Below are 13707 nucleotides of genomic sequence, written 5' to 3'. Positions count from 1 at the left end.
TCAGATTCTTTTTTTTACTTTAGCTAATAATTTTCGATATGGAAAAAAGTAAAACACATTCTGACCAAATGTATATTGACGGTATAGCGGCAAATGACTCGGCAATAATCCGTTCTATCTATAAAAATTTCGTTCCCAAAGTGGTTTTCTATATAATGAATAATTCCGGAGACAAGGATCAGGCTCAGGATGTAGTTCAGGAAATCATGATTTTGCTTTTTAATCAGGCAAAAGCCAATACATTACAGCTGACTTGTCCGTTTGATGCGTACTTCTTTTTGTTGTGCAAAAGGAAATGGCTTAACGAATTGAAAAAAACTTCGAATAAAGGGGTAACAATTAATGAAGATTTTGCATCTATCAATGAATCTGCTCTTGAATTGGTTCAGGAAGCCGAACAATTTGATGAAAAACAGCAGCTTTTTGATATGATGTTCCAAAAATTAGGAGATAAATGCCAGGAGGTGCTAAAACTGAGTTTCGCCATTAAATCGATGGAAGAGGTTGCCGAAAAACTAAACGTAACTTACGGATATGTCCGTAAAAAGAAATCGCTATGTATCGGACAGCTGACACAATGGATTCAGGAAGCAAAAAATTTTAAATCTCTTAAAAATAATTAGCCATGAACGAAGAACGCTACCTATTATTTGATCAATATCTGCTGGGAGAAATGACTGTTGAGGAAAGAAACAGCTTTGAAAAAGAGATCTCAGAAAATCCGGAATTTGCCGCTGAATTCAGAACTTTCAAAGAGGTTCAGGTACAACTGGAAAATAAATTCGGGCATGAGCAGGAAAGAAAAGCGTTTAAAGAAAACCTGTCCAATATTGCGAATAAACATTTCAATAAAGAAAAGCCAAAAGTGGTATTGATGCGTCCCTGGTATTATGCGGCGGCGGCATCTGTGGCAATTTTATTCGGATTGTTCTTTTTTGACTACAATCAAAATCCGTCTTTTAATGATTATAACCATCCCGGACAAGCTCATTTTACAGAAAGAAGCAATACAAATGTAAACCTGATACAGGCCGAAAAAGCTTTTAATGACAGAAAATTCAAAGAAGCGATTCCGTTTTTTGAGGCAGTTTTGAAAGACAAAAAAACATCCGAAATTCAATATTACTATGGTGTTTCTTTGGTGCAAACAGGCCAATATAAAAAAGCAGAGGGAGTTTTTAATGAATTGAAATCAGGAAACTCTGTTTACAAAGACAAATCACTTTGGAATCTGGCTTTACTAAAATTAAAACAAAAAGATTATAATGGATGTAAAGAAATCCTGGAGACTATTTCTCAGGACTATGAAGACTATGATGAGGTTCAGGAGCTTTTGGATGCTTTGGATTAGATATTTTACTAAGAAACACTGAGAATTTTACATAGAGATTCGCAAAGTTTTTAAAATACTTTGCGAATTTTTTTTATTGCTTTTTGCCATTCTGAGGAACGATGAATCTCCATAAATAATTCCATCCAGAGAATCGCCAATCTTTGTCGAGTTTCTAGCGAAGATTCCTCGTTCCTCGGAATGACAAAAAGGATAAAAAAATCTGTTAAATCCGCGTTTTTACAAAAGTGAATCCGTTTCATCCGCGTCCCAATCTGCACAATTGCTATTCTTTTAATATTGTCGTAATTTTGACAACTTTAAAAAACATACAATTGAATTCAACGACAATTATTACCGATACCCACACGCATTTATATTCTGAAGAATTTGATCAGGATCGTGACCAAATGATTCAGAGAGCCATAAACGCAGGAGTAACCCGTTTTTTTATTCCCGCTATTGATGCTGCAGCCACACAATCAATGTATGATCTGGAGCAAAATTATCCGGATCATGTCTTTTTGATGATGGGCTTGCATCCCACTTACGTGAAAGACAATTATCTGGACGAGCTGCAGCATGTTGAAACAGAGCTTTCAAAACGGAAATTTTATGCCGTTGGTGAAATCGGAATCGATTTGTACTGGGATAAAACGCATTTAAAGGAGCAGCAAATCGCTTTTAAAAGGCAAATTCAGATGGCAAAGCAATACAGACTGCCAATCGTGATTCATTGCCGCGACGCTTTTGATGAAATATTTGAAATTCTGGAAGAAGAAAAATCAGCTGATCTGTTCGGAATTTTTCATTGTTTTTCCGGAACGTATGAGCAGGCACTTCAGGCTATTTCGTATAATATGAAATTAGGAATAGGCGGAGTAGTGACTTTTAAAAACGGAAAAATCGACCAATTCTTAAACCAGATTGATTTAAAACATATCGTTTTAGAAACCGATTCACCTTATCTGGCGCCCATTCCATACAGAGGTAAACGCAACGAAAGCAGTTATTTAACGAATGTAATTGCAAAACTGGCTGAAATTTACGAACTTTCAGAAACTGAAATTGCAGAAGCAACAACGCAAAACTCTAAAGACGTTTTCGGGATTTAATCCCCTGATTACAATACTTTGATTTTTTTTTTGTTCTTTTGCCCACCTAAATTGATATTTATAATGCAGAAATTTGACGCGATTCGACCATTTTATGATTCTGAAGTAAATGAAGCACTTCATGGAGTTGCCAATCATCCGATGATGAAAACCATGATGAATTTTACTTTCCCGGAATTAAATGATGAAGTCTGGAAAGAACAATTAAGGAAAACGCACTCTATCCGTGATTTTCAATGCAATTTTATTTATCAGACCATTCAAAAAGTACTCGAAAAAAGTTCAGAAGGACTTACGACTTCGGGTTTTGAAAAGTTAGAAAAAAACACTCCTTATTTATTTATTTCGAATCACCGTGATATTTTACTGGATACGACTTTACTGAATGTTTGTCTTTTCGAACACGGTTTAGTAATGACAGCATCGGCAATTGGTGATAATCTGGTAAAAAAAGCATTTTTGAGCATACTGGCAAAACTGAATAGAAACTTTTTGGTTTTAAGAGGTTTAACGCCGCGTGAAATGCTGCAAAGTTCTAAATTACTGGCCGAATATATGGGGCAGTTACTGCTTCGCGAAAATCGTTCGGTTTGGATTGCACAGCGAGAAGGCCGTACCAAAGACGGAAATGACGAAACCAATCCGGGTGTTTTAAAAATGATCGCAATGGGTTCTGATGAAGCAAACCCGATGGATTATTTCAAAAAATTAAAGATTGTTCCGGTTGCTATTTCCTACGAATACGATCCTACTGATGTGTTGAAAATGCCACAATTAATGGCAGAAGCCAACAATGAGGTTTACGTAAAAGATAAAAATGAGGATTTCATGACCATTTTAAGCGGTATCATGGGAACTAAAAAAAGAATACATATCTCAGTGGGAGATGTTTTAGATGCTGAAATTGATCAGATTGTTGCCGAAAATGATAATTCGAACAAACAGATCCAGGCTTTGGCACAAGTGATAGATGATTCTATTTTGCAGAATTACCAATTATGGCCAACCAATTTTATTGCCTATGATATTCTGAATGAAACAGATAAATATGCACATTTATATAAAGAAAACGAAAAATTACTCTTTGAACGTCGTTTAGAAATGCGTATTGGAACTGACAATGGCGTAGCCAGACAAGGATTTTTAGCCATGTATGCCAATCCTGTGGTGAGTAAATTAAAATACCAGGATGTCATCTAAAGCTAAAATACTCTTAATTTATACCGGTGGAACCATCGGAATGAGTAAAGATTTTGAAACAGGGGCACTTAAAGCTTTTGATTTTGGAAAATTGCTCAAAAATATCCCCGAAATAAAACAACTGGATTGCGAAATCGAAACGGTTTCGTTTGAAAATCCAATTGATTCTTCGAATATGAATCCTCAAATGTGGGCTAAAATTGCCACTATTATTGAGGAAAATTATGAACAGTTTGATGGATTTGTAGTCCTTCACGGTTCAGATACCATGTCGTATTCTGCATCGGCATTGAGTTTTATGCTCGAAAATTTAGCAAAACCTGTTGTATTTACCGGCTCGCAATTACCAATTGGAGATTTGCGTACTGACGCCAAAGAAAACCTGATTACGGCCATTCAGATTGCTTCGCTTCAGGAAGACGGAAAACCTGTTATAAACGAAGTCTGTCTGTATTTCGAATACAAATTATACCGCGGAAACCGAACTTCAAAAGTAAATGCTGAGCATTTCAGGGCTTTTACAGCACCTAATTATCCGGAATTGGTAGAATCAGGCGTACATCTCAAATTAAACCGACATTTATTTCTTCCAATAAAAACAGATGCGAAACTGATTGTGCATAAAAACCTGAACAATCATGTAGCCATTATAAAAATGTTTCCCGGAATGAGCGAAACCGTTTTGGCTTCAATCTTAGCGACTAAAGGTTTAAAAGGAATTGTTCTGGAAACCTACGGCTCCGGAAATGCTCCAACTGAAGATTGGTTTTTGAACCTGATCAAAAAAGCGATTCAAAACGGCTTGCATATCGTAAACGTAACACAATGTTCAGGCGGAAGCGTGAATATGGGACAATATGAAACCAGTACTGTATTGAAATCTTTAGGCGTTATTTCAGGAAAAGACATTACGACAGAAGCTGCCATCACTAAATTGATGTATCTATTAGGCCATACGGTTACGATTCCGCAAACGGAGTTTAAAACCATTTTTGAAACGGCTTTACGGGGCGAGATTTCACTTTAGCAATAAATAATAGCGAGTATTGAAAGGATTTTTGAAAATTACTTTTCTAACTCATTTTTTTTCATGTTATTTGCAAACCAAAATAGAGAGGTGTCCGAGTGGTTGAAGGAGCTAGCCTGGAAAGCTAGTATATGGGTAACTGTATCGAGGGTTCGAATCCCTTCCTCTCTGCAAGAATTAAATCCCGCAATTTCATTTATTGAGATTGCGGGATTTTATGTTTTTACGATTTTTTTGGAGGCTTATTTTTGTAGAATTAGAATTTCAATTTTATTGCTCTCATATTGAAAAGATATTATGCTTTGTAAGTCAGTATGTTAAGTTTTTTTGTTCAACGTAAATAATTTAATAGATTAAAAAAATTATGTTTAGCTTTGCCGAAATTACTTAATTACCAAACACACCTTATTAACAAAAGTTAATAACTTTTGTTAATAAGGTGTGGAAGTATAATATTTATTGATTAAATTAGTTGATAGTAATGCAATTTTTTTAATAACCTAAAAAGATCTATTATGTATTTAGCACAAACAAGCACCTTGCAAACACAAGCGCCTTTTTATGTAAATATCTTACAAGATATAATATCTTCTAAGAATTTGCAAAATAAGGCTGATATTGACACAGCAATAACTGAAGCTAGAGAAATAGCCAAAGGGGAGAAAAATATTTTTGCTATTGATAATAATCATTATTTTCTTGTTACAACTCTAATATCAAAATATAAAGAAAAGCTCTTAGCTTTTCAAGATAATTCTTTTGAAAATGATACTTACAATGAAATTTTAGAATTGTTGAAGTAAATTTATTTATGGATTATAAAAGTATAGAGTTACAAATTCTACAATTAGAGGAATCTTTTTCGAAAAGCAGAAGTAATATTTATTCCGATCCAAAAAAGCAAACTCATTTTGATGAGTTACATATATTGTTTAAGGCAATAAAAAAAAGTGACTACAAACACTTTGATTTGTTAAATTTACAAAATCATTTTTTCTTACTAAACTATATTTTTAAAGGACTTGAATATCTTGATAATAGTACTTTAAATATCATACCTTATGAGATAATTTCATGTTTAGAATACGCTTTAGAAGATTGGATTGATAAGAATAAATTTATCATTGCTACCTCTTTATCAAATAAAAATTTGGATTTCTATTTTGAATCAACTGATAGCAACGAAGAATTTAATAATATTAATATTTTAATAGACGGTCTTTACTGTCATAAATTAACTCATAGATTAATTAAAATTAGTCTACCTAAAGTTCTTTCAAGGGATTATTTATCTTGTGTTGTGTTGTATCACGAATTAGGTCATTTTGTTGACATGGAGTTGAATATTTCAAAGAAAATTTTTTTGAAAAATTATCATAAAACTGATCCTACAAATTATGATGAATATAGATTTTTATGTCATAAAAGAGAATATTTTGCAGATTTGTTTGCAGCTCAGTATATAAATGACGCTTCAAATTTATTTCTTAATTATATTGCATTTGATAATCCTGATTGTGAGACTCATCCGGCAACTAACAAAAGAATTTCCGTGGTTGAAAATTTTTTAAAGGGACGAATTTGTTCAGAATTGAATGAATTTAATTCAGTTTTAAGTGTTTCAGGTCCGACGGAATTAAAAATTAGGTACAAAAAATTAGATATTAATAAATCTGATTTTTTAAAATTAATCCCTCAAAATATAAAAAATGTAGATGAACTACACTATATATTTAAATTAGGTTGGGATTTCTGGAATACTTCCGAAAGTAATTTTTTAAAGAATTTTGAATCAAGGCAAAAGTATCACATTATTAATAATCTGATTGAAAAATCAATTTCTAATTATACTATAACTGAAAAATGGCAAGAAATTTTATAAAAAGAATGTTTGGTTCAGATGCTAGTGGTACTCTTACAAAAGTAGAATTAGAAAAATTAATAAAGAAAAAAGAACTAATAATTTTGCCTTTATTAGATCAAGGTCAAATTGGAGAAGTAAGTATTGATTTAAGAGTAGGAGTTGACTTTTTAGCATTACATCAAGGTAGAGAAGCATTTATTGATACTACTGAAGATTCAATGTCAAAAAGACCAATTAAAAGTCATTTTACTGAAACGAGAAGGAAGGTAGGAGAAAGTTTTTTGTTGCATCCTTCGCAGACTATTTTATTTTCGACCTTAGAATATATTAAATTACCTAGTGATATATATGTAATTTTATCTTTGAGAAGTTCTTTTAGTCGGTTAGGGCTGACAATCTCAACAATTGTCCAGCCGGGATATTGTGGATGTGTTTCAGTAGAATTAGTAAATGCCGGAAATACTCCCATAAAAATAATGGTTGGTTCAAGATTTATTCAAGCGCGTTTTGTAAAGCTGAATAAAAAATCAAATTATTTTAATAGTACTAGAAAATATACTTGCCAAGTAAGACCAATGCCTTCCAAAGCAAATGAAGACGAAGAGTTAAAAAAACTTAAGAATTTATACGATAAACTGTAAAAAAATACTTTTATTGGTAATGTAATTCCAAAAGAACTCAAGACATTTTTAGATTCATTAAGGCAAATAAAATACAGAAATTTCTTTCAAAAAATAAGGTTGTAGATTTTGGTGATTTAGGATATCTTCTGTCTCGGCCTCCAATTCCAATAAAATAGGCAATTAAAAAAACAAAAACCTCTAATATAGCCCCGATAGAAATGACATCCTTTTGTGGCGGGGTTCGCCATAAAAGATAAAATGGATAGCGGGACTAAAGGTGTTTTGAAAACAGATTTCTGCTTCTTGAAAAACAATTACAAGGGTAAATAGTTTTGTTCGTGATTCTTTTTTACATTATTTTATTAAATAAATTATTATATATTTGGCGCCGTTGTCAATATATAACTTTAATGGATTTACCTCCTTATTCGCCAGGTCTTCATAAACTGGTTACCCTGCATGTCGATAAAATTTTAGCACTAACTGATAGTCAGGGTTTTGTTGCTGTAACCAATTCCGTTTTAGAAAAATATGAGTTAGAAAAGGTGGGTATGGTGGTGCATGATTTTGAAAACAGCAGTTTTACGATTTCGTTCTGCCTTAAAGAATCACATATTTGTATACACACCTGGCCAGAATACAATCAGCTCACTTTAGACGTTTATTTGTGCAATTATCTTCAGGATAACTCGCATAAGGTGCGTAGTGTAGTGGCAGATTATATCTCCTATTTTGAAGCGAAAATTATTAAGGATTTTGAAATTAACCGATAAAACATGAAAATTCCTTGTTACGATTGTAATACTGAAACCGAATTAGAGGTTGGTTTTGAAGTACTTAATTTTGTCTGTCCTAATTGTCTAAGCTTGTATGTAGCCGACGATGAGGGAAAATTTCGCAGAAAGTCACAATATAAAGCTGAACCAGAAGTTATTCCGCTGTCCATTGGCGATACTGGTTTTTTAAAAGGAAGCCAATATAAAGTGACTGGTATTTTGAGGAAAAAAGTGCATCCTGATTACAGATGGACAGAGTTTATTCTGCAAAATCAAGCCAAAGAGTTTCTTTATCTGTCGCTTTCAAACGGGCATTGGATGATGCTTACCGAAATGGAAAAGATTGACGATTTAAAAAAAGGGACTAAAATTCTGAAGTATGAGGGTAACGATTATGATTTATTTGAACATTCGGATGCTGAAATAGTTAACGCACAGGGATTTTTTGATTTTGAGATCCCGGTTAACAGATTAACACATCTTACTGAATTTATAAATCCGCCATACATTGTTTCGGTGGAAAGAATGAAGAATGTTCAAACGGCTTTCCATGGAGAATATGTCAGAAAGAGCGAAATCAAGAAAGCTTTTCCGGGAATAACATTGCCATATCAGTCAGGAGTCAGTATGATTCAGCCATACCGTTTTGATCTTAGAAATACGGGTATTATTTTCTGCCTTTTTGCTTTGCTGATTATAACCGCAAACTGGTATATTTATAAAGATCAGTTTGAACAGAATGTTTTTTCTAAAACAATAAAATTTAGCGAATTCGACAATAAAGAGGTTACAAGTGATGCTTTTGTTTTAAAAGGAGGTTCGGCTCCGTTAACGATCAAGGTTTCAACAAGTGTTGATAATTCATGGGCAAACCTGAATGTTGCATTAGTGAATGAGGATACAAATGATGAAATTTATGCCAATAAAGACATAGAATATTATCATGGATTTTCTGATGGAGAAAGATGGGCAGAAGGAAGCAGTTCTGAGGAGTTTAATATTTGCGGGGTAAAAGCCGGAAAATACCATCTTTTGATAACACCAATGAAAGCTCCTGAGGATATCAATAACAGCGAAATGCGGGTAAATGTAGTCTGGAACGAACCTTCGAGCCGAAATGTATGGTTAGTAGTTATCGGCATGATTGTTATTTACTTCATTATCCGATTTTTTAAATTAAATTTCGAAAAAGAACGCTGGGCAGACAGTTCTTATTCCCGTTACGAAGAATAGATATGAAAAGAATTTCTGATTTTATATACAATAACTCACCTGCAATAGCAATTGGACTCTTTTGTTTTGGAGTCTATCTGTATTTTGCAATTGCCGGAAACCGTATTTGCGACTGCGAATCTACTGAAACTTACAAGTCAACGGGAAGCCGTACATCCTATAACCGTTTTTATCACAAATAAAATTTAACAATATGGAATTTATACACGCACAGCCAATAGTTAATTCAATAATTTATTCTTTTTTAGGAATAGTCATTTTATTGATCGGATATTTTATCATCGAAAAACTGACTCCTGAAAGCACATGGAAAGAAGTTGTGGAAAAAAATAATGTTGCTGTAGCGATTGTTCTGGCAGCTTTTATCATTGGGCTTTCAATGATTATTAGTGCCGCAATTCATGGGTAAAAAGTTTCTCAGGTTTGAATTTCTTTTACTGTTTGCCGTATTTATAATCGCTACCTGCGGACTCATTTACGAATTGGTTGCAGGAACACTGGCGAGTTATTTATTGGGCGATTCGGTAAAACAATTTTCATTTATTATTGGAGTTTACCTGTTTTCAATGGGTATCGGCTCCTTTTTTTCAAAGTTTTTCAATAAAAATCTGCTCAACACTTTTGTTGAGATCGAGATATTGGTTGGACTGATTGGCGGATTGAGTTCGGTAGTTTTGTTTTTACTGTTCGAGAGCGTTGCATCCTTTCAGTTTATACTGTATTTATTCGTTTTTGTAACCGGATTTCTGGTCGGATTGGAGATTCCGCTTTTAATGAATATTTTAAAAGACAGAGTCGAATTCAAAGATCTGGTTTCGAATGTTTTTACGTTTGATTATATCGGAGCCTTGTTGGCATCGATATTGTTTCCTTTGGTTTTAGTGCCAAAATTAGGCATCATGGGAACGTCGCTTTTCTTCGGAATGATCAATGTCAGTATCGCCATTGTTTTGTGTTTTCTTTTAAAGGCCGAATTAAAAAGGCCTTATTTCTTAAGAGTTAAAGCCATTTTTTCATTTCTGCTTCTGCTGACTGTTTTTGTTTTTTCAGATTCTATTCTGGCTTATTCGGAAGGGAAATTGTATGGAGAAAATATTATTTACACGAATACAACTCCATATCAGCGAATTGTTTTAACGCATAACAAAAGTGATTATCGATTGTATTTAAACAACAATCTGCAGTTTAGTTCTGCCGATGAATACCGCTATCATGAAGCTTTGGTTCATCCGGCTATGTCAATGGCGAAGGATGTAAAAAACGTTTTGGTTTTAGGCGGTGGAGATGGTTTGGCCGTTCGTGAAATATTGAAATACAAAGAGGTTCAAAAAGTAACTTTGGTTGATTTGGATGAAGGAATGACAAAGCTTTTCAAAACGAACAAGGTATTGAGTAATTTCAATCAGAATTCATTAAATAACTCAAAAGTTACAGTTATAAATACCGACGCTTATATCTGGGCAAAAAGCTGTAAGGACAAGTTCGATGTTGTTATTATAGATTTTCCGGATCCTTCCAATTATAGTTTAGGTAAATTATATTCGCTGAATTTTTATCAAACCATCAAAACTATTTTACAACCGGATGCAGCAATTGTGATCCAGACTACTTCGCCTTATTTTGCGCCAAAATCATTTTGGTGTATCAATAAAACGGTCATGCAGGTTTTTCCTCAGGTTGATGCTTATCATGCTTATGTTCCTTCGTTTGGAGAATGGGGTTATACTATTGCTATAAATGGTTTTGGAACAACTTTTAATGAAGTAAACAGAAAAGTTTCCGGATTGAAATTCTACAATTATCAGTTCGACCGATTTAATTATTTTACCAATGATATGATCTCAAATGAAATTGAAATCAATCGTTTAGATAACCAGATTTTAGTACGCTATTTTGATGAAGAATGGGGAAAATTGCAATAAAGGAAGGCGAAATTTCGTAAAAGGAATTGGGGCTTCTTTGCTTTTAATTCCGTTTTTACAGTTTTGTTCCGATAAAATAGCTATTCTGATGATTCGTTTATCAGGGACTAACCATCTTTTGGGGCATCGGTTATGGATTAAGGATTTTCCGAAGCCGACAGCGCAAATTCAGATTCCGTATTTAATAATTGGAGGTGGTATTTCGGGTTTGAGTGCTGCGCGCCAGTTTCACAAAAAAGACATTTCAGATTTTTTGCTCCTTGAAATGGCAGATCATCTGGGCGGAAATTCCTCAAACGGTCAAAATAAATATTCAAAATATCCATTGGGAGCGCATTATTTGCCTCTTCCAAATTTTGATGATAAAGAATTGCTGCAGTTTTTGGAAGAAGAAAAAATTATCTTAGGTTATGATAAAAAAGGCCTTCCGGTTTTCGATGAACTGCAATTGACTTTTGCGCCTGACGAAAGATTGTTTTACAAAAACAACTGGCAGGAAGGCGTGGTTCCAAAAGAAGGAAATTCGGTTGACGATGATAAGGAGTTTATACGATTCTTTAAAGAAATGGATGCATTCCGAATTGCGAAAGGAGCAGATCAAAAATACGTATTCAATATTCCGATTCATCTTTCTTCGGAAGATGAAAATGCCCGAAATCTGGATAAAATAACGATGCAGAAATGGTTTGAAAAGCATAATTTCAAATCGAAACCATTATTTAATTATATCGATTATTGCTGCAAAGATGACTTTGGTTTGGGAATAGAATTCGTTTCTGCCTGGGCCGGGATTCATTATTTCGCCGGAAGAAAACAGGACTCGGTTACCGATAAAAATGAGAGCGTTTTAACATGGCCTGAAGGGAATGCCAGATTAGCCAGTCATCTTAAAAAATATACTGAGAAGAAAACCCTGAAAAACCATTTGGTTTATGAGGTAAAAGTCGAAAATAATAAAGTGGTTGCCAAAGCATTTGATGATGCTAAAAAAGTTTCGATTGAAATTATAGCAGACAAAGTTATTATGGCAACACCTCAGTTTGTCAATCAGTATTTGATAAAAAACCGTAAAGAATTTACAAAGGGATTTCATTATACACCCTGGCTTTTGGCGACCTTAACCGTAAATGATTTGCCGGACAATTTTAGTTTTCCGCTTTCGTGGGATAATGTGATTTATGACGCGAAAGGTTTGGGTTATGTGTATGCACAACATCAGACGCTGAATCAGGTTCATGAGAAAAAAGTAATTACCTATTACTATAGCTTTTCATCAGGTGATTTGAAGAAAACCCGAAAAGAAATCTACAAAAAAGACAAAGAATACTGGAAACAGGTCGTTTTTGACGATCTGAAAATTGCGCATCCGGATATCGAAGAATATATTGAAGAAATGGAAGTTTTTATATTAGGGCATGGAATGATTTCGCCAGTACCTGATTTTATTTTTGGCAAGGCCAAAGAGAATGCCGCAAAAAACATCGAAAACCGAATTTATTTTGCTCACACCGACCTGTCCGGAATCTCCATTTTTGAAGAAGCTTTTCATCAGGGAATTAATGCTGTAAACCAAATTTTAAATGATGCAACCCTGGATTCATAGAGCCAAAACAGATTTACTGTTTATCATTGGACCGTCATTTTTTGTACTGGCGATCATTTTTATGTTTCAGGATTATATAATTGAAATCGAAGATGATTATTCTTTTTATACCTGGCTTTTTCTAATTGTTTTTATCGATGTAGCTCATGTTTATGCGACTTTGTTTAAAACGTATTTTGTTGCAGATGAATTTCAGAAAAAGAAGAAACTGCTAATTCTCCTGCCGATTGTTTGTTTTGTGATAAGCATGATTTTGTTTTCTTTTGGAAGTCTGGTTTTTTGGTCTTTTCTGGCGTATGTTGCCGTCTTTCATTTCATTAGGCAGCAATATGGTTTTATGCGGTTGTATGCCCGTAATGAAGAAAAAACAAAGGTTTCAGTTATAACCGATAATCTGGCAATTTATGCGGCAACCGTTTACCCGATGTTGTTTTGGTTTCTATCTCCCAATAGAAAATTTAACTGGTTTGTTAAAGATGAGTTTTTTCATTTTAAGAATCAGGCCTTGTTGGAAATCCTGTTTTGGATTTACATTGGCATTTTATTATTGTATGTGGTTCGTACTGCAATTATTTCAGTGAAAAACAGCTTTTTTAACGTTCCGAAAAACAGTATTATTTTGGGAACAGCCTTGTCCTGGTATTTCGGAATTGTCTATTTTAATGATGATCTTGTTTTTACTTTGCTTAATGTAGTCTCACACGGAATTCCGTATATGGCGTTGGTTTATTTTAGAGAAGTTGAAAGCAAAGTTGATAACGGTTCAGGAGTTCTTGGCTTTTTGAAAAATTACAATGCCGTATTTATTTATGGACTGATTTTATTGGTAATTGCTTTTTCAGAAGAATTTCTTTGGGAGTTTTTTGTGTGGAATGAAAATATTTCCGTCAGTAATTTTGATTTCTCGGGCTGGCAGTTTGTGCTGGTTCCTCTGTTGAGTGTACCTCAGTTTACACATTATTTGCTCGATGGTTTTATTTGGAAATCTAAGAAAGCTGTATGATCGGTACGAAT

At 33.9% G+C, this 13707-nt stretch carries 15 protein-coding genes and 1 tRNA gene; all 16 read left to right on the top strand.

Annotated features, from left to right (window positions below):
* The first annotated feature begins 38 nt into the window (after positions 1–38).
* The 16 genes from FLACHUCJ7_RS03850 to FLACHUCJ7_RS03775 all read left to right on the top strand — a co-directional run bounded on the left by FLACHUCJ7_RS03850 (position 39) and on the right by FLACHUCJ7_RS03775 (position 13696).
* Positions 39–623 carry an RNA polymerase sigma factor gene (locus tag FLACHUCJ7_RS03850; protein ID WP_078226965.1) on the top strand — a complete coding sequence of 195 codons (585 nt, stop codon included), beginning with the start codon at positions 39–41 and terminating at the stop codon, positions 621–623.
* 2 nt (positions 624–625) lie between these two features.
* The gene (locus FLACHUCJ7_RS03845; RefSeq protein WP_180907968.1) at positions 626–1351 is read left to right on the top strand and encodes a tetratricopeptide repeat protein; all 726 of its coding nucleotides are present in this window, start codon (positions 626–628) and stop codon (positions 1349–1351) included.
* 314 nt (positions 1352–1665) lie between these two features.
* On the top strand, positions 1666–2445 hold the full coding sequence (locus FLACHUCJ7_RS03840) for a TatD family hydrolase (RefSeq protein WP_180907967.1): 780 nt from the start codon (positions 1666–1668) through the stop codon (positions 2443–2445).
* A gap of 63 nt (positions 2446–2508) precedes the next feature.
* Entirely contained in the window at positions 2509–3645 is a 1137-nt protein-coding gene (locus FLACHUCJ7_RS03835) for a 1-acyl-sn-glycerol-3-phosphate acyltransferase (protein ID WP_180907966.1), read from the top strand.
* Complete coding sequence (locus FLACHUCJ7_RS03830; RefSeq protein ID WP_180907965.1) at positions 3635–4672, top strand: asparaginase; 1038 nt, start codon at positions 3635–3637, stop codon at positions 4670–4672. The genes FLACHUCJ7_RS03835 and FLACHUCJ7_RS03830 overlap by 11 nt, the downstream gene beginning before the upstream one ends.
* Before the next feature lie 84 nt (positions 4673–4756).
* Positions 4757–4843: transfer RNA gene (locus tag FLACHUCJ7_RS03825), tRNA-Ser, on the top strand.
* 344 nt (positions 4844–5187) lie between these two features.
* On the top strand, positions 5188–5475 hold the full coding sequence (locus FLACHUCJ7_RS03820) for a hypothetical protein (RefSeq protein ID WP_180907964.1): 288 nt from the start codon (positions 5188–5190) through the stop codon (positions 5473–5475).
* 8 nt (positions 5476–5483) lie between these two features.
* Complete coding sequence (locus FLACHUCJ7_RS03815) at positions 5484–6554, top strand: hypothetical protein (protein ID WP_180907963.1); 1071 nt, start codon at positions 5484–5486, stop codon at positions 6552–6554.
* Entirely contained in the window at positions 6536–7177 is a 642-nt protein-coding gene (gene dcd, locus FLACHUCJ7_RS03810; protein ID WP_219634055.1) for a dCTP deaminase, read from the top strand. Before FLACHUCJ7_RS03815 ends, dcd begins: the two co-directional genes overlap by 19 nt.
* A gap of 392 nt (positions 7178–7569) precedes the next feature.
* Positions 7570–7932: an S-adenosylmethionine decarboxylase family protein gene (locus FLACHUCJ7_RS03805; protein WP_180907962.1), complete on the top strand. Its 363-nt coding sequence runs from the start codon at positions 7570–7572 to the stop codon at positions 7930–7932.
* Positions 7933–7935: 3 nt separating this feature from the next.
* The gene (locus FLACHUCJ7_RS03800) at positions 7936–9168 is read left to right on the top strand and encodes a DUF4178 domain-containing protein (protein WP_180907961.1); all 1233 of its coding nucleotides are present in this window, start codon (positions 7936–7938) and stop codon (positions 9166–9168) included.
* A gap of 2 nt (positions 9169–9170) precedes the next feature.
* Positions 9171–9350, top strand: a complete 180-nt coding sequence (locus FLACHUCJ7_RS03795; protein WP_078226974.1) for a hypothetical protein — start codon at positions 9171–9173, stop codon at positions 9348–9350.
* Positions 9351–9361: 11 nt separating this feature from the next.
* The gene (locus tag FLACHUCJ7_RS03790; protein WP_078226975.1) at positions 9362–9577 is read left to right on the top strand and encodes a DUF350 domain-containing protein; all 216 of its coding nucleotides are present in this window, start codon (positions 9362–9364) and stop codon (positions 9575–9577) included.
* Positions 9570–11090 (top strand): polyamine aminopropyltransferase, encoded by a 1521-nt coding sequence (locus FLACHUCJ7_RS03785; protein ID WP_180907960.1) that lies wholly within the window; start codon positions 9570–9572, stop codon positions 11088–11090. The genes FLACHUCJ7_RS03790 and FLACHUCJ7_RS03785 overlap by 8 nt, the downstream gene beginning before the upstream one ends.
* The gene (locus tag FLACHUCJ7_RS03780) at positions 11065–12693 is read left to right on the top strand and encodes an NAD(P)/FAD-dependent oxidoreductase (protein ID WP_180907959.1); all 1629 of its coding nucleotides are present in this window, start codon (positions 11065–11067) and stop codon (positions 12691–12693) included. Before FLACHUCJ7_RS03785 ends, FLACHUCJ7_RS03780 begins: the two co-directional genes overlap by 26 nt.
* Positions 12671–13696 (top strand): hypothetical protein, encoded by a 1026-nt coding sequence (locus FLACHUCJ7_RS03775; protein WP_078226978.1) that lies wholly within the window; start codon positions 12671–12673, stop codon positions 13694–13696. Before FLACHUCJ7_RS03780 ends, FLACHUCJ7_RS03775 begins: the two co-directional genes overlap by 23 nt.
* The last annotated feature ends 11 nt before the right edge of the window (positions 13697–13707 follow it).

It is taken from the genome of Flavobacterium salmonis (assembly GCF_903819435.1).
GTDB lineage: Bacteria > Bacteroidota > Bacteroidia > Flavobacteriales > Flavobacteriaceae > Flavobacterium > Flavobacterium chungangense.
This window is presented reverse-complemented; position numbering and strand designations above follow the sequence as displayed.

Bases quoted from the DNA above. Each gene is read 5' to 3' on its own strand.
- FLACHUCJ7_RS03850 (WP_078226965.1), top strand. From the start codon at position 39: ATGGAAAAAAGTAAAACACATTCTGACCAAATGTATATTGACGGTATA.
- FLACHUCJ7_RS03845 (WP_180907968.1), top strand. From the start codon at position 626: ATGAACGAAGAACGCTACCTATTATTTGATCAATATCTGCTGGGAGAA.
- FLACHUCJ7_RS03835 (WP_180907966.1), top strand. From the start codon at position 2,509: ATGCAGAAATTTGACGCGATTCGACCATTTTATGATTCTGAAGTAAAT.
- FLACHUCJ7_RS03830 (WP_180907965.1), top strand. From the start codon at position 3,635: ATGTCATCTAAAGCTAAAATACTCTTAATTTATACCGGTGGAACCATC.
- FLACHUCJ7_RS03820 (WP_180907964.1), top strand. From the start codon at position 5,188: ATGTATTTAGCACAAACAAGCACCTTGCAAACACAAGCGCCTTTTTAT.
- FLACHUCJ7_RS03815 (WP_180907963.1), top strand. From the start codon at position 5,484: ATGGATTATAAAAGTATAGAGTTACAAATTCTACAATTAGAGGAATCT.
- dcd (WP_219634055.1), top strand. From the start codon at position 6,536: ATGGCAAGAAATTTTATAAAAAGAATGTTTGGTTCAGATGCTAGTGGT.
- FLACHUCJ7_RS03805 (WP_180907962.1), top strand. From the start codon at position 7,570: ATGGATTTACCTCCTTATTCGCCAGGTCTTCATAAACTGGTTACCCTG.
- FLACHUCJ7_RS03800 (WP_180907961.1), top strand. From the start codon at position 7,936: ATGAAAATTCCTTGTTACGATTGTAATACTGAAACCGAATTAGAGGTT.
- FLACHUCJ7_RS03795 (WP_078226974.1), top strand. From the start codon at position 9,171: ATGAAAAGAATTTCTGATTTTATATACAATAACTCACCTGCAATAGCA.
- FLACHUCJ7_RS03790 (WP_078226975.1), top strand. From the start codon at position 9,362: ATGGAATTTATACACGCACAGCCAATAGTTAATTCAATAATTTATTCT.
- FLACHUCJ7_RS03785 (WP_180907960.1), top strand. From the start codon at position 9,570: ATGGGTAAAAAGTTTCTCAGGTTTGAATTTCTTTTACTGTTTGCCGTA.
- FLACHUCJ7_RS03780 (WP_180907959.1), top strand. From the start codon at position 11,065: ATGAAGAATGGGGAAAATTGCAATAAAGGAAGGCGAAATTTCGTAAAA.
- FLACHUCJ7_RS03775 (WP_078226978.1), top strand. From the start codon at position 12,671: ATGATGCAACCCTGGATTCATAGAGCCAAAACAGATTTACTGTTTATC.